Annotated in this window: 24 protein-coding genes and 2 pseudogenes; 7 read left to right on the top strand and 19 right to left on the bottom strand. The window is 72.3% G+C overall.

The window, feature by feature from the left end; genetic code table 11:
* The first annotated feature begins 256 nt into the window (after positions 1-256).
* Together AB0B01_RS12875 and AB0B01_RS12870 are read left to right on the top strand one after the other, a co-directional pair.
* Positions 257-1,063 (top strand): tyrosine-protein phosphatase, encoded by an 807-nt coding sequence (locus tag AB0B01_RS12875; RefSeq protein WP_361716681.1) that lies wholly within the window; start codon positions 257-259, stop codon positions 1,061-1,063.
* A gap of 163 nt (positions 1,064-1,226) precedes the next feature.
* The gene (locus AB0B01_RS12870) at positions 1,227-1,562 is read left to right on the top strand and encodes an SRPBCC family protein (RefSeq protein ID WP_361716678.1); all 336 of its coding nucleotides are present in this window, start codon (positions 1,227-1,229) and stop codon (positions 1,560-1,562) included.
* A gap of 185 nt (positions 1,563-1,747) precedes the next feature.
* On the opposite strand, the gene AB0B01_RS12865 is transcribed toward AB0B01_RS12870, so the two are convergent.
* The 15 genes from AB0B01_RS12865 to AB0B01_RS12795 all read right to left on the bottom strand — a co-directional run bounded on the left by AB0B01_RS12865 (position 1,748) and on the right by AB0B01_RS12795 (position 18,916).
* The gene (locus AB0B01_RS12865; protein ID WP_361716675.1) at positions 1,748-3,163 is read right to left on the bottom strand and encodes an aspartate aminotransferase family protein; all 1,416 of its coding nucleotides are present in this window, start codon (positions 3,161-3,163) and stop codon (positions 1,748-1,750) included.
* Positions 3,160-4,191, bottom strand: coding sequence for an adenosyl-hopene transferase HpnH (gene hpnH, locus AB0B01_RS12860; RefSeq protein WP_361716673.1), 1,032 nt, complete (start codon positions 4,189-4,191; stop codon positions 3,160-3,162). The genes AB0B01_RS12865 and hpnH overlap by 4 nt, the downstream gene beginning before the upstream one ends.
* Positions 4,192-4,196: 5 nt before the next feature.
* Positions 4,197-4,874: a 1-hydroxy-2-methyl-2-butenyl 4-diphosphate reductase gene (locus tag AB0B01_RS12855; protein WP_361716670.1), complete on the bottom strand. Its 678-nt coding sequence runs from the start codon at positions 4,872-4,874 to the stop codon at positions 4,197-4,199.
* Positions 4,874-6,967, bottom strand: a complete 2,094-nt coding sequence (gene shc / locus AB0B01_RS12850; protein ID WP_361716667.1) for a squalene--hopene cyclase — start codon at positions 6,965-6,967, stop codon at positions 4,874-4,876. Before shc ends, AB0B01_RS12855 begins: the two co-directional genes overlap by 1 nt.
* Before the next feature lie 128 nt (positions 6,968-7,095).
* Complete coding sequence (locus tag AB0B01_RS12845; RefSeq protein WP_361716827.1) at positions 7,096-8,148, bottom strand: polyprenyl synthetase family protein; 1,053 nt, start codon at positions 8,146-8,148, stop codon at positions 7,096-7,098.
* Positions 8,149-8,243: 95 nt separating this feature from the next.
* A complete protein-coding gene (gene hpnE, locus AB0B01_RS12840; protein WP_361716665.1) occupies positions 8,244-9,623 on the bottom strand; it encodes a hydroxysqualene dehydroxylase HpnE in 1,380 nt (459 codons plus the stop codon).
* A 133-nt stretch (positions 9,624-9,756) separates the two neighbouring features.
* Complete coding sequence (gene hpnD, locus AB0B01_RS12835) at positions 9,757-10,716, bottom strand: presqualene diphosphate synthase HpnD (RefSeq protein WP_361716662.1); 960 nt, start codon at positions 10,714-10,716, stop codon at positions 9,757-9,759.
* Complete coding sequence (gene hpnC, locus AB0B01_RS12830; RefSeq protein ID WP_361716824.1) at positions 10,713-11,633, bottom strand: squalene synthase HpnC; 921 nt, start codon at positions 11,631-11,633, stop codon at positions 10,713-10,715. The genes hpnD and hpnC overlap by 4 nt, the downstream gene beginning before the upstream one ends.
* A 402-nt stretch (positions 11,634-12,035) precedes the next feature.
* Entirely contained in the window at positions 12,036-12,818 is a 783-nt protein-coding gene (locus AB0B01_RS12825; RefSeq protein WP_361716659.1) for an ABC transporter ATP-binding protein, read from the bottom strand.
* Positions 12,811-13,740 carry an ABC transporter permease gene (locus tag AB0B01_RS12820; protein ID WP_361716656.1) on the bottom strand — a complete coding sequence of 310 codons (930 nt, stop codon included), beginning with the start codon at positions 13,738-13,740 and terminating at the stop codon, positions 12,811-12,813. The genes AB0B01_RS12825 and AB0B01_RS12820 overlap by 8 nt, the downstream gene beginning before the upstream one ends.
* A gap of 102 nt (positions 13,741-13,842) precedes the next feature.
* Positions 13,843-14,715, bottom strand: a complete 873-nt coding sequence (locus AB0B01_RS12815) for a glycosyltransferase (RefSeq protein ID WP_361716821.1) — start codon at positions 14,713-14,715, stop codon at positions 13,843-13,845.
* A gap of 8 nt (positions 14,716-14,723) precedes the next feature.
* A complete protein-coding gene (locus AB0B01_RS12810; RefSeq protein WP_361716654.1) occupies positions 14,724-15,503 on the bottom strand; it encodes a CDP-alcohol phosphatidyltransferase family protein in 780 nt (259 codons plus the stop codon).
* Complete coding sequence (locus tag AB0B01_RS12805; protein WP_361716651.1) at positions 15,481-16,542, bottom strand: iron-containing alcohol dehydrogenase family protein; 1,062 nt, start codon at positions 16,540-16,542, stop codon at positions 15,481-15,483. Before AB0B01_RS12805 ends, AB0B01_RS12810 begins: the two co-directional genes overlap by 23 nt.
* Positions 16,530-17,282 (bottom strand): phosphocholine cytidylyltransferase family protein, encoded by a 753-nt coding sequence (locus tag AB0B01_RS12800; RefSeq protein ID WP_361716648.1) that lies wholly within the window; start codon positions 17,280-17,282, stop codon positions 16,530-16,532. The genes AB0B01_RS12805 and AB0B01_RS12800 overlap by 13 nt, the downstream gene beginning before the upstream one ends.
* Complete coding sequence (locus AB0B01_RS12795) at positions 17,279-18,916, bottom strand: DUF5941 domain-containing protein (protein ID WP_361716645.1); 1,638 nt, start codon at positions 18,914-18,916, stop codon at positions 17,279-17,281. The genes AB0B01_RS12800 and AB0B01_RS12795 overlap by 4 nt, the downstream gene beginning before the upstream one ends.
* Between AB0B01_RS12795 and AB0B01_RS12790 the strand changes: the two genes are divergently transcribed.
* The 3 genes and pseudogenes from AB0B01_RS12790 (at position 18,884) to idi (ending at position 21,044) form a co-directional block, all read left to right on the top strand.
* A complete protein-coding gene (locus tag AB0B01_RS12790; RefSeq protein WP_361716839.1) occupies positions 18,884-19,021 on the top strand; it encodes a hypothetical protein in 138 nt (45 codons plus the stop codon). The two genes, AB0B01_RS12795 and AB0B01_RS12790, sit on opposite strands and share 33 nt — an antisense overlap.
* Before the next feature lie 465 nt (positions 19,022-19,486).
* Positions 19,487-20,254, top strand: a pseudogene (locus AB0B01_RS12785) (class I SAM-dependent methyltransferase); the annotation flags it as partial.
* Positions 20,255-20,444: 190 nt separating this feature from the next.
* Positions 20,445-21,044, top strand: coding sequence for an isopentenyl-diphosphate Delta-isomerase (idi, locus tag AB0B01_RS12780; protein WP_361716642.1), 600 nt, complete (start codon positions 20,445-20,447; stop codon positions 21,042-21,044).
* An 18-nt stretch (positions 21,045-21,062) separates the two neighbouring features.
* Here the strand turns inward: idi and AB0B01_RS12775 are convergent, their stop codons facing one another.
* Together AB0B01_RS12775 and AB0B01_RS12770 are read right to left on the bottom strand one after the other, a co-directional pair.
* Positions 21,063-21,590, bottom strand: a complete 528-nt coding sequence (locus AB0B01_RS12775) for an ATP-binding protein (RefSeq protein WP_361716640.1) — start codon at positions 21,588-21,590, stop codon at positions 21,063-21,065.
* Between the two features lie 167 nt (positions 21,591-21,757).
* A pseudogene (locus AB0B01_RS12770) lies at positions 21,758-21,892 on the bottom strand (DUF308 domain-containing protein); the annotation flags it as partial.
* A gap of 67 nt (positions 21,893-21,959) precedes the next feature.
* Here AB0B01_RS12770 and AB0B01_RS12765 point away from each other — a divergent pair.
* Positions 21,960-22,742 carry an enoyl-CoA hydratase-related protein gene (locus tag AB0B01_RS12765; RefSeq protein ID WP_361716637.1) on the top strand — a complete coding sequence of 261 codons (783 nt, stop codon included), beginning with the start codon at positions 21,960-21,962 and terminating at the stop codon, positions 22,740-22,742.
* Here AB0B01_RS12765 and AB0B01_RS12760 read toward each other — a convergent pair.
* Both AB0B01_RS12760 and AB0B01_RS12755 read right to left on the bottom strand, forming a co-directional pair.
* Entirely contained in the window at positions 22,708-23,355 is a 648-nt protein-coding gene (locus tag AB0B01_RS12760; RefSeq protein ID WP_361716634.1) for a DJ-1/PfpI family protein, read from the bottom strand. The genes AB0B01_RS12765 and AB0B01_RS12760 overlap by 35 nt on opposite strands.
* A gap of 91 nt (positions 23,356-23,446) precedes the next feature.
* On the bottom strand, positions 23,447-24,385 hold the full coding sequence (locus AB0B01_RS12755; protein WP_361716631.1) for a GlxA family transcriptional regulator: 939 nt from the start codon (positions 24,383-24,385) through the stop codon (positions 23,447-23,449).
* A 92-nt stretch (positions 24,386-24,477) separates the two neighbouring features.
* Between AB0B01_RS12755 and AB0B01_RS12750 the strand changes: the two genes are divergently transcribed.
* Positions 24,478-26,115: an ABC-F family ATP-binding cassette domain-containing protein gene (locus AB0B01_RS12750; RefSeq protein WP_361716628.1), complete on the top strand. Its 1,638-nt coding sequence runs from the start codon at positions 24,478-24,480 to the stop codon at positions 26,113-26,115.
* Positions 26,116-26,119 lie beyond the last annotated feature (4 nt).

Genomic DNA, 26,119 nt, shown 5'->3' with positions numbered 1-26,119 from the left:
CGGACCGTACGGAACAAGCCATGAATTACCCATCAGTTTCCCGGCAGTGGGGGATCGGCGGAATTCCGGTCACCCTGCGTCCATTCCACGGCGGCAACAACCCTCCCCACAGGGCAATTCGAGAACCGCGATCAGGCACGCACGGTCACCGTATGATCTGGCTCACGGGCGGGGACGCGATCTACCCTTCTGTACAGGCAGGTTGCGTCCAAGTGGTCCAAATTCGGACATCCGCGACGATACGGAGGAGAATTCCGTGACCCAGCAGATACCCCACACCCCACCGGTGGAACCTGAGCTGGTCGGAGTGCGCAACTTCCGCGACGTGGGTGGCCTGCCGACCACCGACGGGCGCAGGATCAAGCCGGGACGACTGTTCCGAAGCGGACATTTGGCACATGCCACCGAAAAGGACACGGAATTCCTCGCCTCGCTGGGCCTGCACACCATCTTCGACTTCCGCAACGACGCGGACCACGCCCTGGAGGGCCTCGACGTCGAGCTGCCGGGCGTCCGCAACGTCAACATCCCCCTGTCCGATCCAGCCGACGGGCGGGAGTTCTGGACGATGGTCCGCGAAGGCGGTCTCGACCAGCTCCGCGCCCTCCTCGGTGACGGGAAGGGCGCCGCCCGGATGACCGCCTCGTACCGCTCGATGGTCAGGAACCGCACCGGCGAGCACAGCCGGGTCGTGCACGCCCTCGCCGACGCGAGCGTCCCGGCCCTCATGCACTGCGCGGCCGGGAAGGACCGGGCGGGGCTGTCGATCGCCGTCACCCTGCTCGCGCTGGGCGTGGACCGGGAGGCCATCACCGCGGACTACATGGAGTCGAACGCCCCGCACCGCCGCTACCGGATGCGCCGCGCGGGCGAGCCGTCCGAGGCCCACTCCCCCGAGGTGGTGGAACTGATCACCCCGCTCTTCGAGGCCCGTGCGGAGTACCTCACCGCCGCCTTCGACACCATCGACGATCACTGGGGCGGCCTCGACCGCTATCTGGCCGAGGGCCTCCGGCTCACGCCCGCGACCCTCACCCGCCTGCGCGAGCACCTGCTCGACTAGGTCGCGTCGTCCGGCACCCGTCGGCCCTGACCCGCGCATCGCGGGGCAGGGCCGACGCGCAGGGCCGACGGGCGGCCCCGACGGGCGGCGGCGAACCGGCGGAATGAACAGGGCAGTTGCCCGGTTGGCGTCTTCGGCAAGATCATCCGACGAGGGAGCCGAAGTGACCCGCATCGCCTTCACCCTGCCCGTCAACGGAGACGACGACACGGCCGAGCCCCGCCTGACCCGGGAGGACGTCTGGGCCGGGCTGGTGGCCAAGGCCGCCGATCCGCTGCCGTACGTCTGCGCCATCACCGAGTGCACCGTGCTGTCCCGCGGCCCGCAGGGCCTGGTCCGTGAGGTCGTGCTGGGCGGCGACCGCTTCCGCGAGGACGTGGTCTTCGACAGCGGTCGGCGGGTGGCCTTCCACCGCGCCGACGACAGGGCCGTGTGGACCGTCAACAACGACATCGGCGAGGACGACCGCGGCAGGCTCGCGCTCACCTTCAGCGGCTAGTACGCCGACGAGCTCCCGCCGGAGGAGGCCGAGCGCCGGCGCACGGCCATGGCCGAGGCCGTCGCCCACACGGTGGCCGTGATCCGCCGCGCCAAGGCGTCTGACCGCCCTACCCTCCCCCACGGCCCGGCCGGGCCCCCGGCCCGTGTGCCGGCTGCCGCGGCGACCGGCACACGGGCCGGCCGTCAGCGGTTGCCGACGGCCTGCTTCACCAGCGTCCTGCCGAAGTCCCACATCAGTCCGCCGCCCTCGTGCGCCTCGTCCATCACCGCGCGGAAGGCGGTGACGAAGCGGTCGACGTCCGCCTCGTCGATGATCAGCGGCGGGATCAGCTTGATGACCTCCAGGTGGTCGCCCGAGACCTGGGTGAGGATCCGGTGCTTCTGGAGCAGCGGCACCACCACCATCTGCGCGAAGAGCCCCTTGCGGGCCCCCTGGAGCATGGTCCACCGGCTGCGCAGGCCCAGCGAGTGCGGGCGGCCGAACTCGATGCCGATCATCAGGCCGCGCCCCCGCACCTCGTGCAGCAGCTCGTACTCGCCCACCAGCGCCGCGAGGCGGCCGCGCAGCAGGTCTCCCGTCGCGCGGGCCCGGGCGACCACCGCCTCGTCCTCCATGACGCAGAGCACCGCCAGTCCGGCCGCCATCGCCTGGGCGTTGGAACCGAAGCTGGCGGAGTGCACCAGGACCCGGTCCATGGACGAGTAGACCTTCTTGAAGATCCAGTCCTTGCCGAGGGTCGCACCGACCGGCACGTAGCCGCCCGACAGCGCCTTCGCCACGCAGACCAGGTCCGGTTCCACGCCCGGCTCGTGCTGGTAGGCGTAGAAGTCACCGGTCCGCCCGAGGCCGGTCTGTACCTCGTCCGCGATCAGCAGCGCCTTGTGCCGGTGCAGCAGTTCCTGGGCGCCGGACAGGAAACCGGGCGGGGCGGCGAGGACGCCCTTGCCCTGGATCGGCTCGACCACGAGGGCGGCGACGTCACCGCGCCCCAGCTCCCGCTCCAGGGCGGCCAGATCGCCGAGGGGGATCCCGGTGTCGGGCAGCAGCGGTGCGAAGCCGTCCCGGAAGCCGGCCTCGCCGTTGACGGAGAGCGAGCCGGTGGTGAGCCCGTGGAAGGCGTGGTCGCAGTAGAGGATCCTGGGCCGCCCGGTGGCGTACCGGGCGAACTTCAGGGCCGTCTCCACCGCCTCGGTGCCGCTGTTGCCGAAGAAGACCCGGTCCAGGTGGGGGCTGTACGAGAGCAGCTTCTCGGCCAGCAGTCCGGGCAGCGGCTGGCAGTCGAAGCGGGTGAGGTCGGCGAGCTGGGCGTCGAGGACGTCGTGCAGGGCCTGGCGGACGACCGGGTGGTGGCGGCCCAGGCCCATCACCCCGAATCCCGCGAGCATGTCGAGGTAGTCGTTGCCCTCGGCGTCCCAGAAGTGGGCGCCCTCGGCCCGCTCGTAGACCTTGTCGAAGCCGATGGTGTGCAGCATCCGGGGCAGCTGGTGGTTGAGGTGGCGCGTGTGCAGCTCGTAGCGTTCGGCGCCGCGCTCGGCCAGCAGGGCGCCGAGGTCGAAGCCCGTGCACCGGCCGCCCGCCCCCGCGTGGCCGGTGCTCATGCCGACGCGTCCCGGTTGGCGGCGATCGTCTCCCGGGCCGCGCGCAGGGACTCCTTGAGCGAGCCCATGGTGGCGAGGACGGCGGTCGGCTCGTAGCCGCAGTGCGCCATGCAATTCGCGCACCGCGGGTCCTTTCCGCGGCCGTACTTGCTCCAGTCGGTTTCCTCGATCAGTTCCCGGTACGTCGGCACGTAGCCGTCGCTCATCAGATAGCAGGGGCGCTGCCAGCCGAAGAGGGAGTAATTCGGAATGGCCCAGGCGGTGCAGGGGAAATCGACCTTGCCTTCCAGGAAGTCCAGGAAGAGCGGGGAGTGGTTGAGCCGCCAGCGCCGCCGGTTTCCGCCCGCGAAGGCCTTCCTGAAGAGTTCGCGGGTCTGTTCGACGCCCAGGAAGTGCTCCTGGTCGGGGGCCTTCTCGTAGGCATAGGCGGGCGAGATCATCATTTCGTCGACCTTCAGGTCGTCGTTGAGGTAGTTGAGCACCTCGATGATGGTCTGCGGGGTGTCCGTGTTGAAGAAGGTGGAGTTGGTGGTCACGCGGAAACCACGCCTCTTCGCCTCCTTGATGGCGGCGACCGCCTCGTCGAAGACGCCTTCCTTGGCCACCGACTCGTCGTGCCGATCGCGCAGCCCGTCGATGTGGACGGCGAAGGCGAAGTACGGGGAGGGGGTGAACTTCTCGATCTTCTTGCGGAGCAGCATCGCGTTGGTGCAGAGGAAGACGTACTTGCGCCTCGCCACCAACTGCCGCACGATCTCGTCGATCTGCGGATGCATCAGGGGCTCGCCGCCCGCGATGGACACCATGGGCGCGCCGGATTCAAGGACGGCACCGACCGCCTGGGCCACCGGCATGCGCTGCTTGAGCACGCCGGCCGGGTGCTGGATCTTCCCGCACCCCTCGCAGGCCAGGTTGCAGGCGTAGAGCGGTTCCAGCTCGACGATCAGCGGGAACTTCTCACGCTTGCGGAGCTTCTGTTCGAGAAGATAGGTCCCGACCCTGATGGACTGTCGCAGCGGCATGGCCATCTGGCTCACCTCCTGGGGAGCAGCAAAGAACGGTGCCAGTCATAAAACGCGGGCAGTACGGCACGCAGTACACGGAAGGCCGATATTCCACCGCGGACGGTGCCGATGCGGACGAGCTCGTGCTCCGGAGCGTCCACGATCACCCGGACGGCCGCAACCGGACGGCCGGGGCCGCGTGCGGCGCCGCCGCTCGCGGCCCAGAGGGTGGCCGCCGACTCCATGTCGACCGCGATGGCGCCGGTGGCCCGCAGGTGTGCGCGCTCCTGGCCGCGGACGACGTGGTCGGATCCGGTCAGGGCGCCGCTGTGCACGGTCCGGCCGGGGGCGGCCCGGGCCAGTGCCTCGGCGAGCAGGGCGGTCCCGGCGCAGGGGACGGTGCCCCGCGGGTCCCGGGTCTCCTCGGCGACGACCAGGTCGCCGGGGTGCATCCCCGGGACCAGTCCGGCGCAGAACCCGGTGGCGAGGACCGCGGCCCCGCTCAGACCCGGCTCGGCGAGCGCCCGGCCGACGGCCCGTTCGGCGGCGCGCGGGCCCATGCCCGTACGCAGCAGGGCGTAGCCCTCGGGGGCGCGGCGGGACCCGCGGTCACCGCCGCCGCGCAGGGCCGCCTGCTCGATGCGCAGGGCGCAGGCCACCAGCAGCGGCAGCCCGGCTCCGGGGGCGCCGGGCCGGGCGGGGCTCATCAGCGCTCCCCCGGCGCGAACGGTTCCCCGTACAGGTAGCGGCCGAGTGCGGTGAGCGGGAACACCTGCCGGTACAGGTGGTAGTTGATGGAGAAGTCCCAGGGGAATCCGGTGCCGGTGAAGTACGGCTCGTCCCAGGAGCCGTCCTCGCGCTGGCTGTCCACCAGGTACGCGATGCCGCGCTCCACCGCCTTCGACTCCCGCTCCCCCGCGGAGAGCAGCGCCATCAGGGCCCACGCGGTCTGCGAGGGGGTCGAGGCGCCCCTGCCCGCCCACCCGGGGTCCCGGTAGGAGCGCTGGTCCTCGCCCCACCCGCCGTCCTCGTTCTGTACGGTCTCCAGCCAGCGCACGGCCCGCCGGATCGCGGGATGGGCCGGGGCGATCCCGGCGGTGGTCAGCGCCGGGACCACCGAGCCCGTCCCGTACACGTAGTTGGTGCCCCAGCGGCCGAACCAGCTGCCGTTCGGCTCCTGTTCGGCGAGCAGCCAGGCGATGCCCCGCCGGGTCCGGGGGTCGGCGGCCCTGCCTTCGACGGCGAGCATCTCCACCACGTGGGCGGTGACGTCGGCCGACGGCGGGTCGATGACCTCGCCGAAGTCGCAGAAGGGCAGGCGGTTGGGGAAGGGGCTGGTGTTGTCGGCGTCGAAGGCACCCCAAGCGCCGTTGCGCGACTGCATGCCGAGGTTCCAGGAGACCCCGCGGGCGATGGCCGCCTCGACGCGGGCCGGCCGCGGGTGCTTGATCCGGCGCAGGGCGAGGACGACTTCGGCGGTGTCGTCGATGTCGGGATAGTTGTCGTTGTGGAACTCGAACGCCCAGCCGCCGGGGGCCAGTCCGGGCCGCCGTACGGCCCAGTCGCCGGTGCGGACGATCTCCTCGCCGAGCATCCAGTCGGCGGCCCTGACCAGGGCCGGGTGGTCGGGGGGCAGGCCCGCGTCGGCGAGGGCGATGGCGGCGAGGCAGGTGTCCCAGACCGGGGACTGGCAGGCCTCGATCATCCGGGCGCCGTCCTCGCGCCACACGGCGAACCGGTCCAGGGATTCCAGGCCGGCCCGCATGACGGGGTGCCCGAGGTCGTATCCGAGCAGGTGCAGGGCGATGATCGAATACACGGCGGGCGGCTGGATGCCGCCCCAGCAGCCGTCGTTCTCCTGGCGCTCGATGATCCAGCGGGCAGCGGTGTCCATGGCCGCCTTGCGCAGCCGGCGGGGGGCGAACCGCCGGTAGACGTGCAGGGCCCGGTCCATCCGCTGGAAGGCGCCCTCCCAACTGGCCAGCGGGGCCGGGCGGGTGGCCGGGAAGGGTCGCCGGGCGTCGGTGTGCAGCTCGTCGAGGGCGAAGGGGGCCGGGCGGACCGGCCGCTTGGCGGAGACCACGGTCAGCGGGACGATGGTCTGGCGGGCCCAGCAGCCGAAGTCGTAGATGTTCAACGGCACCCAGGGCGGCAGGAAGACCAGCTCGGGCGGGAGTTCGGGCAGGTGGTCCCAGCTCCACCAGCCGAACAGGGCCAGCCAGACGCGGGTGAAGACGCGGGCGGCGGCGATCCCGCCGTGGGCCCGGATCCAGGCGGAGGCGCGCGCCATGTGCGGGGCGTCCGGGGCGTCTCCGGCCAGGCGCAGGGCGACGTACGCCTCGATGGTGGCGGAGAGTTCGGGCGGTCCGCCGTGGAAGGTGGCCCAGGTGCCGTCCTCGCGCTGCTCACCGCGGATGAACAGGGCGGCGGCCCGGGTGGTGGCCTCGTCCCGGATGCCGAGGAACTGCCGCAGCAGGAGGTCCTCGGCGTCCATGGTGACGTTGGTCTCCAGGTCGCCCTTCCACCAGCCCTCGGGGTCCTGGCGGTCGAGCAGGTGCCGGACCGCCCGCGCGGTGGCGGCCTGCACGGCCTGCGTCCCGCTCCCGGCCCGGCCGGACCAGGAGGGCGCTGCGGGCGGGTCCCCCGGGGCCCCGGCCGGGTCCGCGAGCCCCGTGCCCGGGAGCGGTCCCGGGAGGCTCCCCGCCTGCCGGGCGGTCCGCACGGGCACGGCGCCGGCCACGGCCCCGCCGTCCTCCGGATCAGCGCCGCAGGCACCGGCACTGTCGGTCGTCGCTGTCATGGCTTCCCCTTACGTGCAGTGTCCTGTCCTCTGCTGTGCTGGGGTCTGCCGTCGGCCGGCGCTCCTGTCAGGAGGCGCCGGCCGGCGACTGGCGAGTCATATGCGTGGGTGGACGGCCCGGATGGCGGTCACCTCTTGCGCACGACGACGAAATCGGCGAGGGCGACGAGCTGTTCCCGCACCCGCTGGGGCATGTCCACCTCGTCCAGGGCCCGGATCGCCACGGCGTGCTGGCGGCGGGCCTCCTCCGCGGTCCACGCGCGGCCGCCCGCCGCCTCGATGAGCGCCGCACGGGCGGCGAACTCCTCCTCCGAGAAGTTCTCGAAGTCGTTGCTCTTGGCGTCCGCGGCGAGCAGCTGCGCCAGCTCCTCGCAGGCGGGTCCGCCCGCGGCGAGCGCGGCGACGACCGGCAGGGACTTCTTGCGCTGGCGCAGGTCGCTCCAGGTCTGCTTGCCGGTGGACTCCGGGTCCCCCCAGATGCCGAGGAGGTCGTCGACGGCCTGGAAGGCGAGGCCCAGGTGGTAGCCGTACTCCTCCAGCTTGTCGGCCGTACGGTCGTCCGCCCCGCCGAGGACGGCGCCGATGGAGACCGCGCAGGCGAGCAGGGCGCCCGTCTTGTTGCCCTCCATCTCCAGGCACTCCTCGACGCTGACGCGCTCGCGGTGCTCGTAGGAGATGTCCTGCGCCTGGCCGTCGATGAGCTTGCGGCTGGCGGTGGTCAGGCGGCGCGTGGCCCGGCCCGCCTCGACGGTGCCGAGTTCCAGCAGCACCTCGTTGGCGAGGGCGAAGAGCGCGTCGCCGACGAGGATGGCCTGCGCCGGTCCGTGCACCTTCCACACCGTGTCGCGGTGGCGGCGCTGCTCGTCGCCGTCCATCAGGTCGTCGTGCAGCAGCGAGAAGTTGTGGACCAGCTCGACGGCGACGGCGCCCGGGATGCCGACCTCGGGCACCGCGCCGGCGGCCTCGGCCGACAGGAGGGCGAGCGCGGGGCGCACGGCCTTGCCGCCGTCGCCGTCCGCCGGGTTGCCCTGGGCGTCGATCCAGCCGAAGTGGTAGGCGGCGACGGTGTCCATGGGAGCCGCGAGCCGGTCGACCGCGGCGCGGAGCGCGGGAGTCGACAGTGCGCGGCCGCGCTCCAGGAGGGCGAGGGTGTCCGCCTTCTCCGCACCGGCCGCGCCCATACCGGCATCCGTGTTCTCGACTGCCGGGTTCCCCGGGTTCACTGGCTCTCCTCTGTTTCCTGTACGTGCTGCTGTGCGGGTCGTGCCGGTGGTCGTCATACCGCCTCCTGCAGGGGGTGCTCGCGGTGGCGGCCGAGCATGCCGAGGGCGGCGTGTGCCGCACTCAGTCCGCTGCGTACGGCGCCCTCCATCGTCGCGGGCCAACCGGTGGCGGTCCACGCACCGGCGAGGTAAAGGCCCGGCGTGTCGGTCCGCGCACCGGGGCGCAGCCGGCCGACGCCGGGGGTGGGGGCGAACGTGGCGGTCCGCTCCCGGGTCACGAAGAAGTCCCGTACTTTGGCGCCGCGCGCGGCCGGCAGCAGCCGTTCCAGCTCGGGCAGGTACTTCGCGCGCAGCACGGAGACCGGCTCGTCGATGTCGTCCTGGGCGGCCGACTGGGACAGGGCGAGGTACTGGCCGCCGTCGGGCAGTCCGGAGGCGTCGGTCCGGTCGAAGACCCACTGGACCGGGGAGCCGAGCGCGGCGAAGAAGGGCTGCTTGAGCACCTTGCGGTCGTAGACGACGTGGACGTTGAGGATGGGTGCGGTGCCGATGTCGAGGAGCTTGTCCGGGTCGGCCAGGGCGCCGGGCGGGAGCAGTGCGTGCGCCTCGCGCTGCGGGACGGCGAGGACGACGGCGGCGGCGTCGAGCGACTCCGTATCGGTGTCGACCCGCCAGTTCCCTTCCTGCGTACGGGAGACGGCGGTGACGCGGGTGCGCAGTTCGGTGCGTACGCCGGCTGCGTCGAGCGCCTTGCGGGCCAGGGTGTCGTGCAGGTCACCGAGGGGGACCGCGGCCCAGCCGATGTCCGCGGCGCTGTTCTCGGAGAGCAGGCCGGTCTTGAAGACCATGGCGGCCAGGCCCAGCGAGGAGTGGGCGGCGGTGGCGTTGAGCGTCGCGATGCCGACGAGGTCCCACAGGGCCTCGACGGTACGCGGGCTCTGGCCGTAGCGGCCGAGCCAGGTCGCGAAGTCCAGGCCGTCGAGCGCCGGGTCGGCGGGGTCGAGGCGGCGCAGCGCGAGCGCGGCGCGCCCGACGCTCAGGCGTTCGGCGAGGGAGAGGTGGGGGTAGCGGGCGAGCGAGCCGGCCAGGTGCAGGGGCACGGGCAGGGCGCTGCGCCGCAGCCGGCCCAGGCGCGGGCCGCGGGGGTGGGCGACGTCGAGGACCGGTACGTCGAGCCGGTCCTGGAGCGGGGCGAGCGCGGCTCCCTCGATCCGGTCGAGGAACCAGCGGTAGGCGGTGCAGCAGCGCAGGTAGACGTGTTGGCCGTTGTCGACGGTGAGTTCGCCGCGCTTGAAGGAGAAGGCGAGGCCGCCGAGCCGGGGCCGGCCCTCCAGCAGGGTCACCTGCAGGCCCGCGTCGGCGAGTTCGAGGGCGGTGGTGACGCCCGCGAGGCCGCCACCGACGACCACGGCGTGCCGGTCGCTGCCGCTCATGCGTCCTCCCCTGTCGTCCGGCTGCCTGCCGGGACGGCCGTACGGGCGGGTCCCGAGGTGACGGACGCAGGGGCCGCCGCCGGGGTTGCCTGTGCGCGGCGGCCCGGCCCGCGGGGGGTGGTGGTCGGGCTCATCAGATCCGCCTCCGCGTGCTCTGGCGCGAGATGGTGCGGGCGTCGAGGCCGGACAGGCCGCGCACGGCGACGTACGCCTTCTCGTGGGTAGGCAGCGAGACCCGGCCGCGGAGCACGGCGTAGGGCTCACGCTCGATGCGGTCGAGGAGGCGGCGGTAGATGCCGGCCATGGCGGCGACGCAGGCGCCGCTGCGCCGGTCGAGCATGGGCAGCAGCCGGTAGCCCTCGACGAACAGGGCGCGGGCGCGCCGCACTTCGTGGTGGACGAGGCCGGCGAAGTCGGCGTCCGCGGCGACCCGGTCGCTGTGGAAGCCTTCGGTGCAGCCGAACTTGGCGAGGTCCTCGGCGGGGAGGTAGGTGCGGCCGTTGGCGGCGTCCTCACGGACGTCACGCAGGATGTTGGTGAGCTGGAGGGCGAGGCCGAGGGTGTCGGCGTACTCTGCGGCCCGGTCGGCGTCCGCCGCGCCCGGTGTGGTGCCGAACACGCCGAGCGAGAGCCGCCCGATCGCACCGGCCACGCAGCGGCAGTAGGCCTTGAGGTCCTCCCAGGTCTCGTAGCTCTCGCCGCGGACGTCCATGAGGACGCCGTCGATGAGTTCGTCGAGGCCGCCGAGCGGGATCGGGAAGCGGCGCGCGGCGTGGGCGAGGGCGACGGCGACCGGGTCGGTGTCGTCCTCGGCGACCTCCCCGGCCCTGATCCGGCCGAGCTGGGCGCGGGTCTCCTCCAGCCGGGCGAGCTTGGCCCCGGGGGCGAGCGTGCCGTCGCCGATGTCGTCGACGCGCCGGGAGAAGGCGTAGAGCGCGGACATCGCCTGCCGCTTGTCGGTGGGCAGCAGGCGGATGCCGTACGCGAAGTTGCGGGCCTGCGACCCGGTGACGGCCTCGCAGTAGCTGTAGGCCGCGAGGACCGGTGCCGACGGTACGGACGTGTGTGCGAAACCCTCCACGGTCGGGCTCACCCCTTTCTCGGCGCTGTGCGCAGGACGGCGGCCACCTCGCGGAGCAGGCAGTGCTTGGTGGGCTTGGGTGGGCCGGGGAGTACGTCGAATCCGGCATCGGAGACGGCTCGCAGGGCGGCGCGCCCTCCTCCCACGAAACCCGCGAGCAGCAGCCGGAGCCTGCCGTGCACGCTGCCCACGAGCGGGGTGCCTTCATCCAGCAGGTCCCGGGCGCGTTCGGCCTCGAAGGCGATCAGGGAACGCACGGACGCGTTCGCGGTGGGCGCCTTCAGGTCGGTCCCGGTCACCCGGTAGCGGCGCATGTCCTCGGCGGGCAGGTAGATCCGGTCCCGGCCGAGGTCCTCGGCGACGTCCTGGACGTGCTCCACGATCTGCAGGGCGGTGCAGACGGCGTCGGAGCGGCGGATCCGTTCGGGGGTGCTGGTCCCGGTGAGGGACAGCACGAGGCGGCCCACCGGGTTCGCGGAGAGCTCGCAGTAGCCGAGGAGCTCGCCGTACGTCTCGTAGCGCGCGACCCGCTGGTCCTGGCGGTTGGCCTCGATCAGCCCGAGGAACGGCTCCGGGGTGAGGCCGTGGTCGCGGACCACGGGCCGCAGCGCCTGGAGCAGCGGGTGCCGGGGCGGGCCGTCGGCGGCGCCGAAGACGCGCATCAGGTCGGCCTCGAAGGCGTCGAGCATGGTAAGCGGGTGGTCCGCGGCGGCCGGTTCGAGTCCGAGGAGGACTGCGTCGTGTCCGCCGGGGGCGAGGTCGCCGTCGCCGATGTCGTCGACGAGGCGGGCGTACCCGTACACCGCCATCAGACCCTCGCGCCAGGCGCGGGGAAGGAAGGACGGGGCGACGGGGAAGTTCTCCGTCCGGGCCTTGGAGAGGGTGGCCCGGACGAGGGCGTCGGAGGCCGGTGCGGACCGGGGACGGATGCCGTGCCCCGGGCTCACCGCCCGCCGCCCGCGGCGGGGACGGCCTGAGGGATCCCGGTTGCCGTTCCGGCCTGTCCGGCAAGACACCGCCCAATACCTGGGGGCCGGAGAATTCCCGTCGCCATTGCCGTCACGTCTCCCGTTCTACACTGCGAACCCAATACATCCTATTTCGGACACGCCGCCGGGTTTTCCCCCGGGTATCCCAGGCCGTTTCACCTGTGGGGAATCGTCCCCTCTTGCCGCGATTCAGGACCGCTCCAGCTTACGCTGTACAACGCCGCAGGAGCCTCTGGGGTATTCCTGCGCCCCCGAATGTCGTTCCCTGCGTCCGGGCGGGCCGCCCGGAGCATGGCGCGGCCCCCGCCGCGCGAGGCGACGGGGGCCGGCGGTGACGCCACGTCAGTGGTTGGTCGCCTTCTCGTAGGCGGAGACGACTTCCTCGGTGGGCCCGTCCATCAGGAGCTCGCCCTTCTCCAGCCACAGCACCCGGTCGCAGGTGTCGCGGATGGACTTGTTGTTGTGGCTCACCAGGAAGACGGTGCCGGCCTTCTGCCGCAGTTCGCGGATCCGGTCCTCGGAACGCACCTGGAAGCTGCGGTCACCGGTGGCCAGCGCCTCGTCGATCATCAGGACGTCGTGGTCCTTGGCCGCCGCGATGGAAAAGCGCAGACGCGCCGCCATACCGGAGGAGTACGTGCGCATCGGCAGCGAGATGAAATCGCCCTTCTCGTTGATACCGGAGAAGTCGACGATGTCCTGGTAGCGCTCCCTGATCTGCTCGCGGCTCATGCCCATCGCGAGTCCGCCGAGCACGACGTTGCGCTCGCCGGTCAGATCGTTCATCAGCGCCGCGTTGACGCCCAGCAGCGAGGGCTGGCCGTCGGTGTAGACCCTGCCGGACTCGCAGGGCAGCAGGCCCGCGATGGCGCGCAGCAGGGTCGACTTGCCGGAGCCGTTCGAGCCGATCAGCCCGATGGCCTCGCCGCGGTACGCGGTGAAGGAGACGCCGCGCACGGCGTGGACGCGACGCACGCCCGGAGCGTCGCCCTTGCCCCGGCGGACTATCTTGTTCAGCGCCGCCGTGGCGCTGCCCTTGCCGGAGCGGCCGGTGTTCACGCGGTAGACGATGTGCACCTCGTCCGCGATGACGGTGGGAACCTTCCCCAGGGTGTTGTCAGCCACGGCCGTAACGCTCCTCAGCCTTCCAGAAGTACACGAAGCCGCCGAGGCCGATCACGAGGGCCCAGCCCACGGCGAAGGCCCAGACGTGCGGCGGCAGGTTCTCGCGGCCGTAGTCGTCGATCATCGCGAAGCGGACCAGGTCCATGTAGATCGCCGCCGGGTTCCACTGCAGGACGTCGGCGATCCACGCGGGCCTGTCCTTGAGCATCTCGCTGATGGAGAACATGACGCCGGAGGCGTACATCCACGTGCGCGTCAGGAACGGCATCAGCTGCGCCAGGTCGGGGGTCTTGGCCCCCATCCGCGCGAAGATCAGCGCCAGGCCGGTGTTGAAGAGGAACTGCAGCGCCAGCGTCGGGACGACCAGCAGCCAGGACAGCCGCGGGTAGTTGCCGAAGGAGACCGCGACGATGACCACCACGATCATCGAGTACAGCAGCTGCCCGAGCTGCTGCATCGAGAAGGAGATCGGCAGGGAGGCCCTCGGGAAGTGCAGCGCGCGGACCAGGCCCAGGTTGCCGGGGATCGCCCGGACGCCCGCCATCAGCGAGCTCTGGGTGAAGGTGAAGACGAAGATGCCCGTCACCAGGAAGGGGATGTAGACCCCCGGCGGCATGCCACGGCCGGCCTTCAGGATCAGGCCGAAGATCAGGTAGTACACCAGGGCGTTGAGCAGGGGGGTCGCCACCTGCCAGACCTGCCCGAGCTTCGCCTCGCTGTACTGGGCCACGAGCTTGGCCCGGGAGAACGCCATGATGAAGTGGCGCCGGTCCCACAGCTGCCGCACGTATCCGGCCAGGGTGGGCCGGGCACCGCTGACGGTCAGGCCGTACTTGGCGGCGAGCTCCGCGGGGGTCAGCCGTGCGTCTTCGGACGGCGGCTTGCTCGTGGCGAGGGCGCCATCCTGAGTTGTGTCACTCACAAGTTGAAACTTTCCGTCTTCAAGATGCGGCAGAAGGTGGCATCGGGCCTGGGCGGTCGGCCCGTGATCGCGTGATCGCGCCATGGTCTCAGACGCGAGCGGTCAGATGACAGGCGGTCGGCCCAGCCGGGTCAGCCGCCAGACCGTACGCCACCGCATGGGGCGCCGGGGTCCGCAGGGGGTGGTCCATCCCTCCTTGAACCCGCCGAACCAGGCCTTGAGGGCCGGAGCGGACGGTCTGCGCAGCAGCGTCAGCAGCAGCCAGACGCCCACGTAGACCGGGACCAGCAGGGCCGGCAGGTTACGGCGGGCGAGCCACACCCGGTTACGGGCCACCATACGGTGGTAGACCGCGTGCCGGGAGGGGGCGGTCTTCGGGTGCAGCAGCACCATGTCCGCTCGGTAGTCGATCAGCCACCCGGCGTCAAGCGCCCGCCAGGCCAGATCGGTCTCCTCGTGTGCGTAGAAGAACTCCCCCGGCAGCAGCCCGACCTGTGAGAACACCGCCGTGCGGACGGCGCTGGCGCCGCCCAGGAAGGTGGTGACGCGGGAGGAGCGCAGCGGGTCCGAGGCACGCAGCCGGGGTACGTGACGGCGCTGGGTCTCACCGGACTCCGGGTCCACGATCCGGAAGCTGACGATCCCGAGCTGCGGGTCCTCGGCGAACGCCTGCCGGCACAGCTCGGCGGTGTCGGTGCGCTCCAGCAGCCCGTCGTCGTCGAGGAAGAGCACGACGTCCACGTCGCGGCCGGCCGGGCCGAAGGCCTCGATGCCGGCGTTGCGCCCGCCCGGGATGCCCAGGTTCTCGGGCAGCTCCACGGTGCGGACCCCTTCGGGCAGCCCGTCCAGCGGCACGCCCTGGCCGACGACGACCACCTCGACGGGCTCGCCCTCCTGGCGGGCCACCGAGTCGAGCAGCGCCTTCAGCTCGTCGGGGCGGGTGCCCATGGTGATGATCACCGCGCCGATGCGCAGCGGGGCGCTCACCGCAGCCTGCTCGACGCGAGGACGGACACCAGGTGCAGCAGCGTCTGGAGCATCGCGATGCCGGCGAGGACGGCGACGCCGAGCCGGGAGAAGAACAGGTCGCCGCGGACCTGATCCAGGACGGCCAGCAGCAGGATGAGCAGGGACGCCTCGATGCCGAGGACCAGCCGGTGGAACTTCAGCGCGGCCGCCGCCCGGCGGGCGAGGGCCATGCCGGAGGAGCGCGGCTCGGCGGCCGCCTCCTTCACCGGCGGCAGCCCGCCCTGGTGGCGGGCGACGCCGACCAGGTCGGTCTCGGCCTTGATCAGCATGGCGCCGACCGCCGCGAGGGTGCCCAGGAAGGCCCACAGCCAGTCGATCCGCCCGCTGCCCCACAGGTCGGCGGCGCGCAGGCCGAAGCCGACCAGCACCGCCGCGTCGCACAGGTAGGCGCCGACCCGGTCCAGGTACACCCCGGAGAGCGAGAACTGCTGCTTCCAGCGGGCGACCTCCCCGTCCACGCAGTCGAGGAGCAGGTAGAGCTGGACCATCACCACGCCGAGTACGGCGCCCCAGACGCCCGGCACCAGCAGGGCCGGGGCGGCCAGGACACCGGCCAGGGTCATCACGTAGGTCAGCTGGTTGGGCGTGACCTTCGTGGTGACCAGGAAGCGGGTGATGCGCAGGGAGATCTCGCGCATGTACAGGCGGCCGCCCCAGTGCTCGCCGCTGCGCCGGTCCTTCACACCCGCCGGGTGGACGACGGGCCGGAGTTCAGCTACGGATGGTCTTGGCATAGTCGGCGTAAGCGTCCCTGATCTCGGCTGCGGACAGGTTGAGGTGCTCCAGGATCGTGAAACGTCCCGGGCGGGTCTGGGGGGCATACTCGACGGCCGCGACGAACTCGTCCACGCTGAACCCGATCTCCTCGGGCCGTACGGGAAGTCCGTGGCGCTGCAGCACCTCCACGAAGAGGCCGGACTGGTCCGCGGCTCCCCGCAGGTGCATGGCGAAGGCGGCGCCGAGCCCCACCTGCTCGCCGTGGAGCGCGGAGCGCCCCGGGTAGAGCAGGTCGAAGGCGTGGCTGATCTCGTGGCAGGCGCCGGACGAGGGGCGGCTGTCCCCGCTGATCGACATGGCGATGCCGGAGAGCACGAGGGCCTCGCTGAGCACGGTGAGGAACTCGTCGTCGGTGCAGCCGCCGGGGTGGCGCAGCACCGACTCGCCCGCGGTGCGGGCCATGGCGGCGGCCAGGCCGTCGACCGGCTCGTCGGTCAGGCGGTGCGAGAGCTCCCAGTCGGCGATGGCCGAGATGTTGGAGATCGCGTCGCCGATGCCGGCGCGGATGAACCGTACGGGCGCTTCCTTGATCACGTCGAGGTCGATGACCATCGCGATCGGGGTCGGCACACCGTAGGACCCGCGACCGTTGTCGTTGTCCAGGATGGACACCGGCGAGCAGATGCCGTCGTGGGAGAGGTTCGTGGCCACGGCCACCATGGGCAGCCCGACCCGCGCCGCGGCGTACTTCGCCACGTCGATGATCTTGCCGCCGCCCAGGCCCACCACGGCGTCGTAGCGGCGGCCCTTTATGTCGTCGGCCAGCTTGACGGCGGAGTCGATGGTGCCGTCCACCACCGGGTACCAGTCGGCGTGCGGCAGGACCGGCTCCAGCTTGGTGCGCAGCGCCACGCCGGAGCCGCCGCTGATCGCGATCGCCAGCTTGCCGGAGGCGGAGATCCGCTGGTCGGCCAGGAGGCCGGCCAGGTCGTCCATCGCGCCCCGGCTGATGTCGACGACGACCGGGGAGGGGATGAGCCTCGTCAGTACTGGCATGCGATCGTCCGGCCCTTGGCGAGGTCGTCGTGGTTGTCGATCTCGACCCACTTGACGTCGCCGATGGGAGCCACGTCGATCACGAAGCCGTCGTTCACGAGCTGCTGGTAGCCGTCCTCGTAGTAGAGGTCGGGGTCGCGCTCGAAGGTGGTCTTCAGGGCCTCGGCGAGCGCCTGGGCGGCCTCGGGCTCGATCAGGGTGACACCGATGTACTCGCCGGTGGCGTCGGCCGGGTCCATCAGCTTCGTGATCTTCTGGACGCCCTTCTCGCCGTCGACGACCACCTTCATCTCCTCGTCGGCCAGGTTCTTGACCGTGTCGAGGGCGAGGATGATCTTCTGGCCGTTGCCGCGGGCGGCGAGCAGGGTCTGCTCGACGGAGACCGGGTGGACGGTGTCGCCGTTGGCGAGGATCACACCCTGGCCCAGGACGTCACGGGCGCACCACAGGGAGTAGGCGTTGTTCCACTCCTCGGCCTTGTCGTTGTCGATCAGCGTGATCTTGACGCCGTACTTGGCCTCCAGGGCCTCCCGGCGCTCGTACACGGCCTCCTTGCGGTAGCCGACGACGATCGCGACCTCGGTGAGGCCGACCGCGGCGAAGTTGCCGAGGGTCAGGTCGAGGACCGTCAGGCTCTCCTCGTCGCCTTCGGGGCCGACGGGCACGAGGGCCTTGGGCAGGGTGTCGGTGTAGGGACGCAGGCGGCGTCCGGCACCGGCAGCGAGTACAAGGCCGATCATGCTGGTTCTCCTTCGTCATGTACGGCGGGTGCCCCGGAGGAGACCCAGAAGCGGATGCTCTCGGCGAGCACCACGAGTGCCACGGACACGGCCATGGCCGTGAGCGCGACGGGGAACGCGTCACGGGGCAGGACGGCGGCCAGGACCACGGCCAGCAGGACCCGGCCATCGTGCCCGCCGATCGTCCACACCAGCCACCTCGGCGGTGCACCGGAGCCGCCGCGGATGCGGTAGACCGTGTCGTAGTGATGGTAGGCGACCGCCGCGACCAGTCCGAATGCGGCCGGAAGGGCCCCGGGGACATCGGCCTTCGCGGCAAGCACCAGCACGGTCGCGTACTCGGCGCACCGCAGCACCGGAGGGACGAGCCAGTCCAGGGCCCCCTTGAGCGGGCGGGAGACGGCCGCGCCGGTGGCCATGACATAGAACACGGCGGTTCCGACGAGCCAGGGCGTGCCGAACGTGTTCAGCAGCGCTCCCGCGAGGAGGAGTACGGAGCCGGCGAGGGTCATCGCCAGCGGGGCGACGGGCCGGCCCTTGGCGAGCGCGGCGGCGGCCGAGGCCGGCGGGCCCGAGTCGGCGAGGTCGGCCAGGGCCTGGGCGGCCCGGTCGGTGCGCTTCGCCTTGCGGGTCAGGGAGCGCAGGACCCGGCCGGCGGTGGTGTAGAGCGCGCCGAAGGCGCAGCCGATCAGCAGGGCGTAGAAGACGATGCGCGGGGTGGTCGTGGCCGTCAGCACCGCGATCATCGCCCAGCGCTCGCCGATCGGCAGGATGATCATCCGCCGGACCCAGACGGTCCAGCCGACGCTGTCGAGCCGGTCGGAGAGCGCGGCGGTCGGGCTCGTGTTGGCGGTGGCGTCGTGGTTGGCCTCGTTGAAGGCGAAGTCCACGACGTGCCGGCAGGTCATGAGGATCATGGCGCCGAGTGCCAGGGCCCAGACGTCGTCCCCGTGCCGGGCGGCGCCGAGCGCGAGGCCCGCGTAGAAGGAGTACTCCTTCGCGCGGTCGAAGGTCGCGTCGAGCCAGGCGCCCATCGTCGAGTACTGGAGCGAGTAGCGGGCGAGCTGGCCGTCGGTGCAGTCCAGGACGAAGGAGACCAGCAGCAGCACACCGGCGGTGATGTAGCCCCAGCGCTCGCCGGTGGCGGCGCAGCCGGCGGCGATCAGCGCCGTGGCCAGCGAGGCGGTGGTGACCTGGTTCGGGGTCAGTCCGCGGCGGGCGCACCAGCGGGCGAGGTAGCGCGAGTACGGGCTGATGAAGAACGTGGTGAAGAAGCCGTCGCGGGACTTCACGGCGCTGCGCAGCCGCACGGCCTCCTCGTCCACGGCGGCCACGGCGGCGGCCGCCGCCTCACGCTCCTGGGCGGTGGCGGGGACAGCCGCGACCAGGCTGCCGAGCTCGGGGCGCTGGACCGCGGTCCCGGCCGCCTCGACGGCGTCGGCGAGCCGGTCCGGGTACGGGCCGGAGCCCTCCAGGGCCGTCGGCGGGAGCGCGGCGGCCTTGTCGAGGGCCGCGCGGGCCCCCGGCTGGACGGCGAGGGCGCCGGTCACGGCGCAGGCGTCGAAGCGCGGGTCGGTCAGGGCGAGCCGCAGCGCGTGCAGATGCCCGACGAAGGCGCTGTCCACGACGGCCACCCGCTGGTCGGCGGGTACGCCGGCCAGTGCCGCGGCGGTCTCTTCGGGGCCGGCGGCCGGGCGGACGTCGAAGCCGAGGGAGCGCAGCTCGTCCGTGAGCGGTGATCCGGGGACCGGCAGGCCGGTGAGGATGACGGTCGACAGACGAACTCACTCCTTGCAGCGAACACGGGACGGGCGACGCCGCGCGGGGGCGGCGGCACGTCGGCAGAGGCTATCGGATGAATGGAAGCAGGGGTTCATCACCCGTTTACTCCCCGATAAGCCGAATAATCCGGGGCTTCGGCGCCGCCGGAGCGATCATCATTGACGATCACGCCGGGCACGACAAACCGCCTGGATGTTAAGGTCGAACGCACTGTGGAACACAGGAAGCACCCCGCGGGGAAAGAGGTGGGTCGATGACCGTCGCAGTGGTCGCTGCCGAGCGCGGCGAACTCCGGTACATCCCCGTATTCCCCACTTTCCTCCGGGCGTCCGGCCAGGCCTGATCGCATCGCCGATCCATCCCCCCGGCCTCCGCTGGGGTGTCCTCTGGTCGGCCGGAGCCCCCGTTCCCAAGGGTTCACGTTGACCGACCACGACTCCGGCTTCACCCGCGCCGAATTCTTCGACGCGTTCCTCACACTCCACCGCGGCCTGCCCCGGCAGTCGCCCGGCTCCGACGCGACCACCCGGCACCTGCTGTCCCTGTGCGGACCGCTGCCCGAGCGGCCGCGCGTCCTCGACCTGGGCTGCGGTCCCGGCCGCAGCGCCCTGCTCCTCGCCGAGGAGGCGGGCGCCGGCGGCGCCGAGGTGACCGCCGTCGACCTGTACGAGGGCTTCCTCGACGAACTCCGCACGGCCAGCGCGGCCCGCGGAGTCGCCGACCGCGTCCACCCCGTCAAGGCGGACATGGGCGAGCTCACCTTTGCGGACGGTTCCTTCGACCTCGTATGGGCGGAGGGCTCCGCCTACTGCATCGGCTTCGACACCGCGCTTGCCGGGTGGAAGCGGCTGCTCGCCCCCGGCGGCACGCTCGTGGTGACCGAGTGCGAGTGGACGGTCGAGGAGCCCTCGGCCGGTGCCCGCGCCTTCTGGGATCCCCAGTACGCCCTGCGCTCCGGCCCGCGCAACCTCGCCGCCGCCCGGGCGGCCGGGTACCGGGTGCTGGGCGTCCACCGCCAGCCGGACTCCGACTGGGCCGAGTACTACGGCCCGCTGGGCGAGCGGGTGGCCGGGTCCGCCCGGGCCTCGGCTCCGGCGGCCGCGGCCGCGCTGGCCTCCGTACGCGAAGAGCTCGACGTCCGGGCGCGGCACGGGCACGAGTACGGCTACACCGGCTATGTCCTGCGGCCCGAGACGGCCGGCGGCACCCGCCGCTGACGGTGCCGCAGGGGGTGCCGGGCCGTGCCCGGCACCCCCTCGCACATCCTGTCCCCCGCCGCGTTAGCACGCGGCGGGGGCAGACATGCGCGGATCGCCGAAGTGGGGACAAGCCTCTTTTGTACGGCAGACTGAAGGCCGAAGTCCGAAGCGAAGGATGGGTATGCCGACCACACCAGCCACCGCCGCGAACACCGCGTCCCCCGGCACCGGCACTCAAGAACCGATCATGCTCGAACTGGTCGACGAGTCCGGCAACACCATCGGCACGGCGGAGAAACTCTCCGCCCATCAGGCTCCGGGGCAGCTGCACCGGGCCTTCTCCGTGTTCCTCTTCGACGAGCAGGGCCGCCTGCTGATCCAGCAGCGGGCCCTCGGGAAGTACCACTCCCCGGGCGTCTGGTCGAACACGTGCTGCGGTCACCCGTACCCCGGCGAATCGCCCTTCGCGGCGGCGGCCCGGCGCACGCATGAGGAGCTGGGCCTGTCGCCCTCGCTGCTCGCCGAGGCGGGGACGGTGCGCTACAACCACCCCGACCCCGCGTCGGGCCTGGTGGAGCAGGAGTACAACCACCTGTTCGTGGGACTCGCGCAGGCACAGCTGCGCCCGGATCCGCAGGAGATCGGCGACACGGCGTTCGTGACCGCCGAGGAGCTCGCCAAGCGGCATGCAGAGGCGCCGTTCTCGGCCTGGTTCATGACGGTGCTGGACGCGGCGCGACCCGCGATCCGCGAGCTGACCGGGGCTGCGGCGGGCTGGTAGCCCATACGGGGACGGCGCTCAGGGCCGCCCGGATGTGGTGAGCGGCAGGGCCGCCCAGATGACCTTGCCGCCCGTCGAGGTGTGTTCGACGTCGCAGACCCCGCCGGACTCCCGGGTGGTCTCCCGGACCAGGAGCAGGCCCCGGCCGCCGGTCTGGCCGAAATCCGCCTCCAGCGCCTTGGGCCGGTACGGGTGGTTGTCCTCGACGGCCACCCGGACCCACTCCCGGCCGACGGCGACCTCGACCGCGACTTCCGGGGAGAGCAGCGCCGCGTGCCGCACCGAGTTCGTCACCAGTTCGGAGACGATCAGCAGCAGCGCGTACACGAGGTCGCGGTCGGCCGGGACGCCCTGGCGGCCGAGCAGGTCGCGGACCGCGCGGCGGGCCTGCGGAACGGATTCTTCTACAGCGGGCACGATGAACCGCCACACGCCTTCGTACGCGAGAGGGCCGACCGGGAGCTCCGGCTCGCCCAGCTCGGCTGGCGGGACACTCCCGCTGACGTCCATGTTCCGGCCCCCGTCTTCACGCTCGATCGTCTCCACGCGTCCAGAGTGGGGAACGGGCTGCTCCGGGCCGGGCCGCTGACCAGAACTCGGCGTCATTCGGGCACATTCTGACCGCTGGCGTATGACAGCGTCAGTTGTGCGACTGTTCCTGATCTTCTTCGGGAAGCTTCCCGGCCGCGGCGGGCCTTGAGCCCGAGATGCACCCCGCGCACCACCAGTCCGCCGACCAGCCGGAACACCCCGCCGGTGAGGAAGAGCAGCGCGGCGAACATCGTCAGCGCCTCGGCGCTCGCCTCGGGACGGCGCAGGATCACGAAACCGGCGGCGATGTTGATCGCGGGCCCCGCGACCCCCGCCGGGATTCCCTTGATCACAGGGTCGGCGGCCCGGGATAGCATCCGGCGCATGGACGCAGCCCCGGAAGCAGCCCCCGACGCGGCCCTCCGGCACACCGTTGCCGACGGGGTCGCCACCGTCGTCATCGCCCACCCCGCCAAGCGCAACGCCATGACGGCGGCGATGTGGCGGGCGCTCCCGCCCCTGCTGGCGGGCCTGGCGGCCGACCCGGCCGTACGGGTGCTCGTGCTCACCGGTGCGGGACCGACCTTCTGCGCGGGAGCCGACATCTCCTCCCTGCGGGGCGACGAGGATCCGCAGGCGCTGTCGGTGGCGGCGGAGGAGGCCCTCGCCGCCTTTCCGAAGCCCACGCTCGCGGCGATCCGCGGATTCTGCGTGGGCGGCGGCAGCCAGCTGGCCGCGGCCTGCGATCTGCGCTTCGCCGAGGAGGGGGCGTCTTTCGGGGTGACCCCGGCGAAGCTCGGCATCGTCTACCCGTCCTCGTCCACCCGGAGGCTGGCGGCGCTGGTGGGCCCGGCCACCGCCAAGTACCTGCTGTTCTCCGCCGAGTTGATCGACGCGGAGCACGCGCTGCGGGCCGGCTTCCTGAACGAGCTGGTGCCGGGCGGACAACTGGACGAGCGCGTCGCGGACTTCACCCGTGTTCTGGCGAGCCGTTCGCGGCTGACGCAGGCCGCGGCCAAGGAGTTCGCGGACGGCCGGACGGACCGCGACGGTTACTGGGCGCGTCAGGCGGCGGCAAGCGGCGACACCGCGGAGGGGGTCGCCGCCTTCCTGGAACGCCGCACACCGTCGTTCACCTGGCACCCGACGGGGACGTCAGGGGATTGACGGCGCGCAGGCGCGCGACGAGCTCGGCCGGCGCCTTGTCCGGCGAACCGGCGTCGTAGGGCGGCTGGGGGTCGTACTCGGTCATCAGCTGCACCGTCTGGGCGTACTCGTCCCCGGCGATCCGGCCGAGGAGGGTGAGCCCCATGTCGATGCCGGAGGACACCCCGGCCGCGGTGACGTACTTCCCGTCGAAGACGACGCGCTCACCGGTGGGCTCGGCCCCGAAGGCGGGCAGCCGGTCGAGGAACAGCCAGTGGCCGGCGGCCCGGCGGCCCTTCAGCAGCCCGGCGGCGGCCAGCAGGAGCGAGCCGGAGCAGACGGAGGTGGTCCAGGTGCTGGTGGCGTCGGTGGCGCGCAGCCAGTCGAGGACGGCCGGGTTCGCCATCTCCACCTCGGGGTGGGGGCCGCCGGGGACGAGGACGATGTCGGGGCGGGGCACCTCGTCGAGCGCCTTGTCGGCGACGAGGGCGAGCGACCCCGCATCGTTGCGCACGCGCCCGGGCCGCTCGGCCACGAAGACGGTCTCGGCGCCGGGGAGGCGGCCGAGGGTGTCGTAGGGGCCGATGGCGTCGAGGGCGGTGAAGCCGTCGTAGAGCAGGAAGGCGATCTGCATGTCTTCTCCTGAGTGGGTGTGGTGCTGTGGTCCACCGCTCCGACAGAGCGGCACGCCTGTGTGCGCCCGGCCGGCCGGGCGCCGCGGGTGGTCAGGGGCCGAAGCGGCGGCGGTATTCCGTCGGCGGCTGGCCCAGGGTCTTGAGGAAGGCCCGGCGCAGGGCCTCCGGGGTGCCGTAGCCGCAGGACCGGGCGATCCGGGCGACGCCGTCCTCCGTCTCCTCCAGCAGCCGCCGCGCGTGCTCCACCCGGACCCGCTCCACGTACCGCCCCGGCGTCACGCCCGTCTCCGCCTGGAAGGCCCGGGCGAAGTGCCGGGGCGAGAGCCGGGCCCGGGCTGCCAGGGCCTCCACGCTCAGGTCCTCGCCCGGGTGCTCCGTGATCCAGTGCTGCACGTCCCGCAGCGGCTCCCGGCGGGCCGTCTGGGCCGCCAGCTGCGCGCTGAACTGCGCCTGGTTGCCCGGCCGCCGCAGGAACACCACCAGATGGCGGGCGATCGTCAGCGCAAGGTCCCTGCCGTGGTCCTCCTCCACCAGGGCCAGCGCCAGGTCGATGCCCGCCGTCACCCCGGCGGAGGTGGCGACCGGGCCGTCCCGGACGTAGATCGGGTCCGGCTCCACCTCCACCGCCGGATAGTCCCGCGCCATCTGCTCGCAGGCGTTCCAGTGCGTGGTGGCCCGCCGCCCGTCGAGCAGCCCCGCCTCCGCGAGCAGCAGCCCGCCCGTGCACACCGACACCAGCCGCTCCGCGCCACCCCCGTGGGCGCGCAGCCAGTCGGTGAGCCGCGGCTCGAAGTCCCCGGTGTACCGGCCCCCCGGCACCAGCACCGTGGTCCCCGGCCCCGGCCGCTCGGCCTCCAGCTCCCCGTCCGGCACCAGCGTCAGCCCGCTGCTCGTGCGGACGGCCGCGCCGCCCGGGGAGACCGTGCGGATCGCGTAGCGCCGGGCGCCGGCGAAGACCTCCACCGGCCCGGTCACATCCAGGCTCTGCACCCCGTCGTAGAGGAGGACGAGCACGTTTCGCAACGACATGACCCCATGGTGTGAGGTCTTCTCCGCGGCTGCAATGACGGGCTTCCCACCTTTACGGCCATGCCCGCAGCCGCGGATAGGATCGGCGGACCATGACTGCAACCCTCGTCGCCAAGAACCTCACCGCCGCGCACGGTGAGCGCACCCTCTTCGCCGGCCTCGACCTCGTCGTCGCGCCCGGCGACGTCATCGGTCTCGTCGGCGTCAACGGCGCCGGGAAGTCCACCCTGCTCCGCCTGCTGGCCGGCCTGGACCGGCCCGAGGCCGGTGAACTGCGGCTCTCGCCGCCCGCCGCGGCCGTCGGACACCTTCCCCAGGAGCCGGAGCGGCGCGCCTGCGAGTCCGTACGGGAGTTCCTGGCCCGGCGTACGGGCGTGGCCGCCGCCCAGGCGGAGCTGGACGCGGCCACCCAGGGCCTGGTGGACGGCACGCCGGGCGCGGACGACGCGTACGCGACGGCACTGGACCAGTGGCTGAACCTGGGCGGCGCCGACCTCGACGAGCGGGCCCAGGAGGTCGCCGACGACCTCGGCCTGGCGGTGGGGCTCGACCTGCCCATGACCGCCCTGTCCGGTGGTCAGGCGGCCCGCGCCGGCCTCGCCTCGCTGCTGCTCTCCCGCTACGACGTCTTCCTGCTCGACGAGCCGACCAATGACCTGGACCTGGACGGTCTGGAGCGGCTGGAGCGGTTCGTGACGGGGCTGCGTGCGGGCACGGTCGTGATCAGCCACGACCGCGAGTTCCTTTCCCGGACCGTCACCAAGGTCCTGGAACTGGACTTGGCGCAGCAGCAGATCAACCTCTACGGCGGCGGCTACGACGCCTATCTGGAGGAGCGCGAACGCGCGCGCACGCATGCGCGCGAGGAGTACGACGAGTACGCGGACAAGCGCGCGGCGCTCGAAGGCCGGGCGCAGATGCAGCGCGGCTGGATGGACAAGGGCGTCAAGAACGCCCGCCGCAAGGCCACCGACAACGACAAGATCGGCAAGAAGTTCCGCAGCGAGGCCAGCGAGAAGCAGGCCGCCAAGGCCCGCCAGACGCAGCGCGCCATCGAGCGGCTGGAGGTCGTCGACGAGCCCCGCAAGGAATGGGAGCTGCGGATGGAGATCGCCGCGGCCCCGCGCTCGGGCTCGGTGGTCGCCACCCTGCGCGAGGCGGCCGTCCGGCGCGGCGACTTCGACTTCGGCCCGGTCAGCCTGCAGATCGACTGGGCGGACCGGGTGGCGATCACCGGCGCCAACGGCGCGGGCAAGTCCACGCTGCTGGCGGTGCTGCTCGGCAGGCTGGCCCCGGACTCCGGCGCGGCCGCCCTCGGTTCGGGCGTGCTGATCGGCGAGGTCGACCAGGCGCGCGGGCTGTTCCTCGGCGGCGAGCCGCTGCTGGAGGCCTTCTGCGCGGCCGTTCCGGACACCGAGCCGGCCGAGGTGCGCACGCTGCTGGCCAAGTTCGGCCTGAAGGCATCGCACGTACTGCGCCCCGCGGCCACGCTCTCGCCGGGCGAGCGTACCCGTGCGGCCCTCGCGCTGCTCCAGGGCCGCGGGGTGAACCTGCTGGTCCTCGACGAGCCCACGAACCACCTGGACCTCCCGGCGATCGAGCAGCTGGAGTCGGCCCTGGAGGCGTACGAGGGCACGCTGCTGCTGGTCACGCACGACCGCCGGATGCTGGAGGCGGTGCACGTGACCCGCCGCCTGGAGGTCGCGGACGGCAAGGTCGTCGAGCTGTAGGACT

This window comes from Streptomyces sp. NPDC044571, assembly GCF_040647115.1.
In the GTDB taxonomy this organism is placed as follows: domain Bacteria; phylum Actinomycetota; class Actinomycetes; order Streptomycetales; family Streptomycetaceae; genus Streptomyces.
This window is presented reverse-complemented; position numbering and strand designations above follow the sequence as displayed.

Coding starts and splice junctions, on each gene's coding strand:
- AB0B01_RS12750 (WP_361716628.1), top strand. CDS start 24,478: ATGACTGCAACCCTCGTCGCCAAGAACCTCACCGCCGCGCACGGTGAG.
- AB0B01_RS12760 (WP_361716634.1), bottom strand. CDS start 23,355: ATGCAGATCGCCTTCCTGCTCTACGACGGCTTCACCGCCCTCGACGCC.
- AB0B01_RS12855 (WP_361716670.1), bottom strand. CDS start 4,874: ATGAGCCCCGCCCGGCCCGGCGCCCCCGGAGCCGGGCTGCCGCTGCTG.
- AB0B01_RS12865 (WP_361716675.1), bottom strand. CDS start 3,163: ATGAGCACCGGCCACGCGGGGGCGGGCGGCCGGTGCACGGGCTTCGAC.
- AB0B01_RS12765 (WP_361716637.1), top strand. CDS start 21,960: ATGGACGCAGCCCCGGAAGCAGCCCCCGACGCGGCCCTCCGGCACACC.
- shc (WP_361716667.1), bottom strand. CDS start 6,967: ATGACAGCGACGACCGACAGTGCCGGTGCCTGCGGCGCTGATCCGGAG.
- hpnH (WP_361716673.1), bottom strand. CDS start 4,191: ATGGCCATGCCGCTGCGACAGTCCATCAGGGTCGGGACCTATCTTCTC.
- AB0B01_RS12755 (WP_361716631.1), bottom strand. CDS start 24,385: ATGTCGTTGCGAAACGTGCTCGTCCTCCTCTACGACGGGGTGCAGAGC.
- idi (WP_361716642.1), top strand. CDS start 20,445: ATGCCGACCACACCAGCCACCGCCGCGAACACCGCGTCCCCCGGCACC.
- AB0B01_RS12805 (WP_361716651.1), bottom strand. CDS start 16,542: ATGCCAGTACTGACGAGGCTCATCCCCTCCCCGGTCGTCGTCGACATC.
- AB0B01_RS12810 (WP_361716654.1), bottom strand. CDS start 15,503: ATGCCAAGACCATCCGTAGCTGAACTCCGGCCCGTCGTCCACCCGGCG.
- AB0B01_RS12800 (WP_361716648.1), bottom strand. CDS start 17,282: ATGATCGGCCTTGTACTCGCTGCCGGTGCCGGACGCCGCCTGCGTCCC.
- hpnE (WP_361716665.1), bottom strand. CDS start 9,623: ATGAGCGGCAGCGACCGGCACGCCGTGGTCGTCGGTGGCGGCCTCGCG.
- AB0B01_RS12845 (WP_361716827.1), bottom strand. CDS start 8,148: ATGGGCGCGGCCGGTGCGGAGAAGGCGGACACCCTCGCCCTCCTGGAG.
- AB0B01_RS12790 (WP_361716839.1), top strand. CDS start 18,884: ATGCCCGACGAAGGCGCTGTCCACGACGGCCACCCGCTGGTCGGCGGG.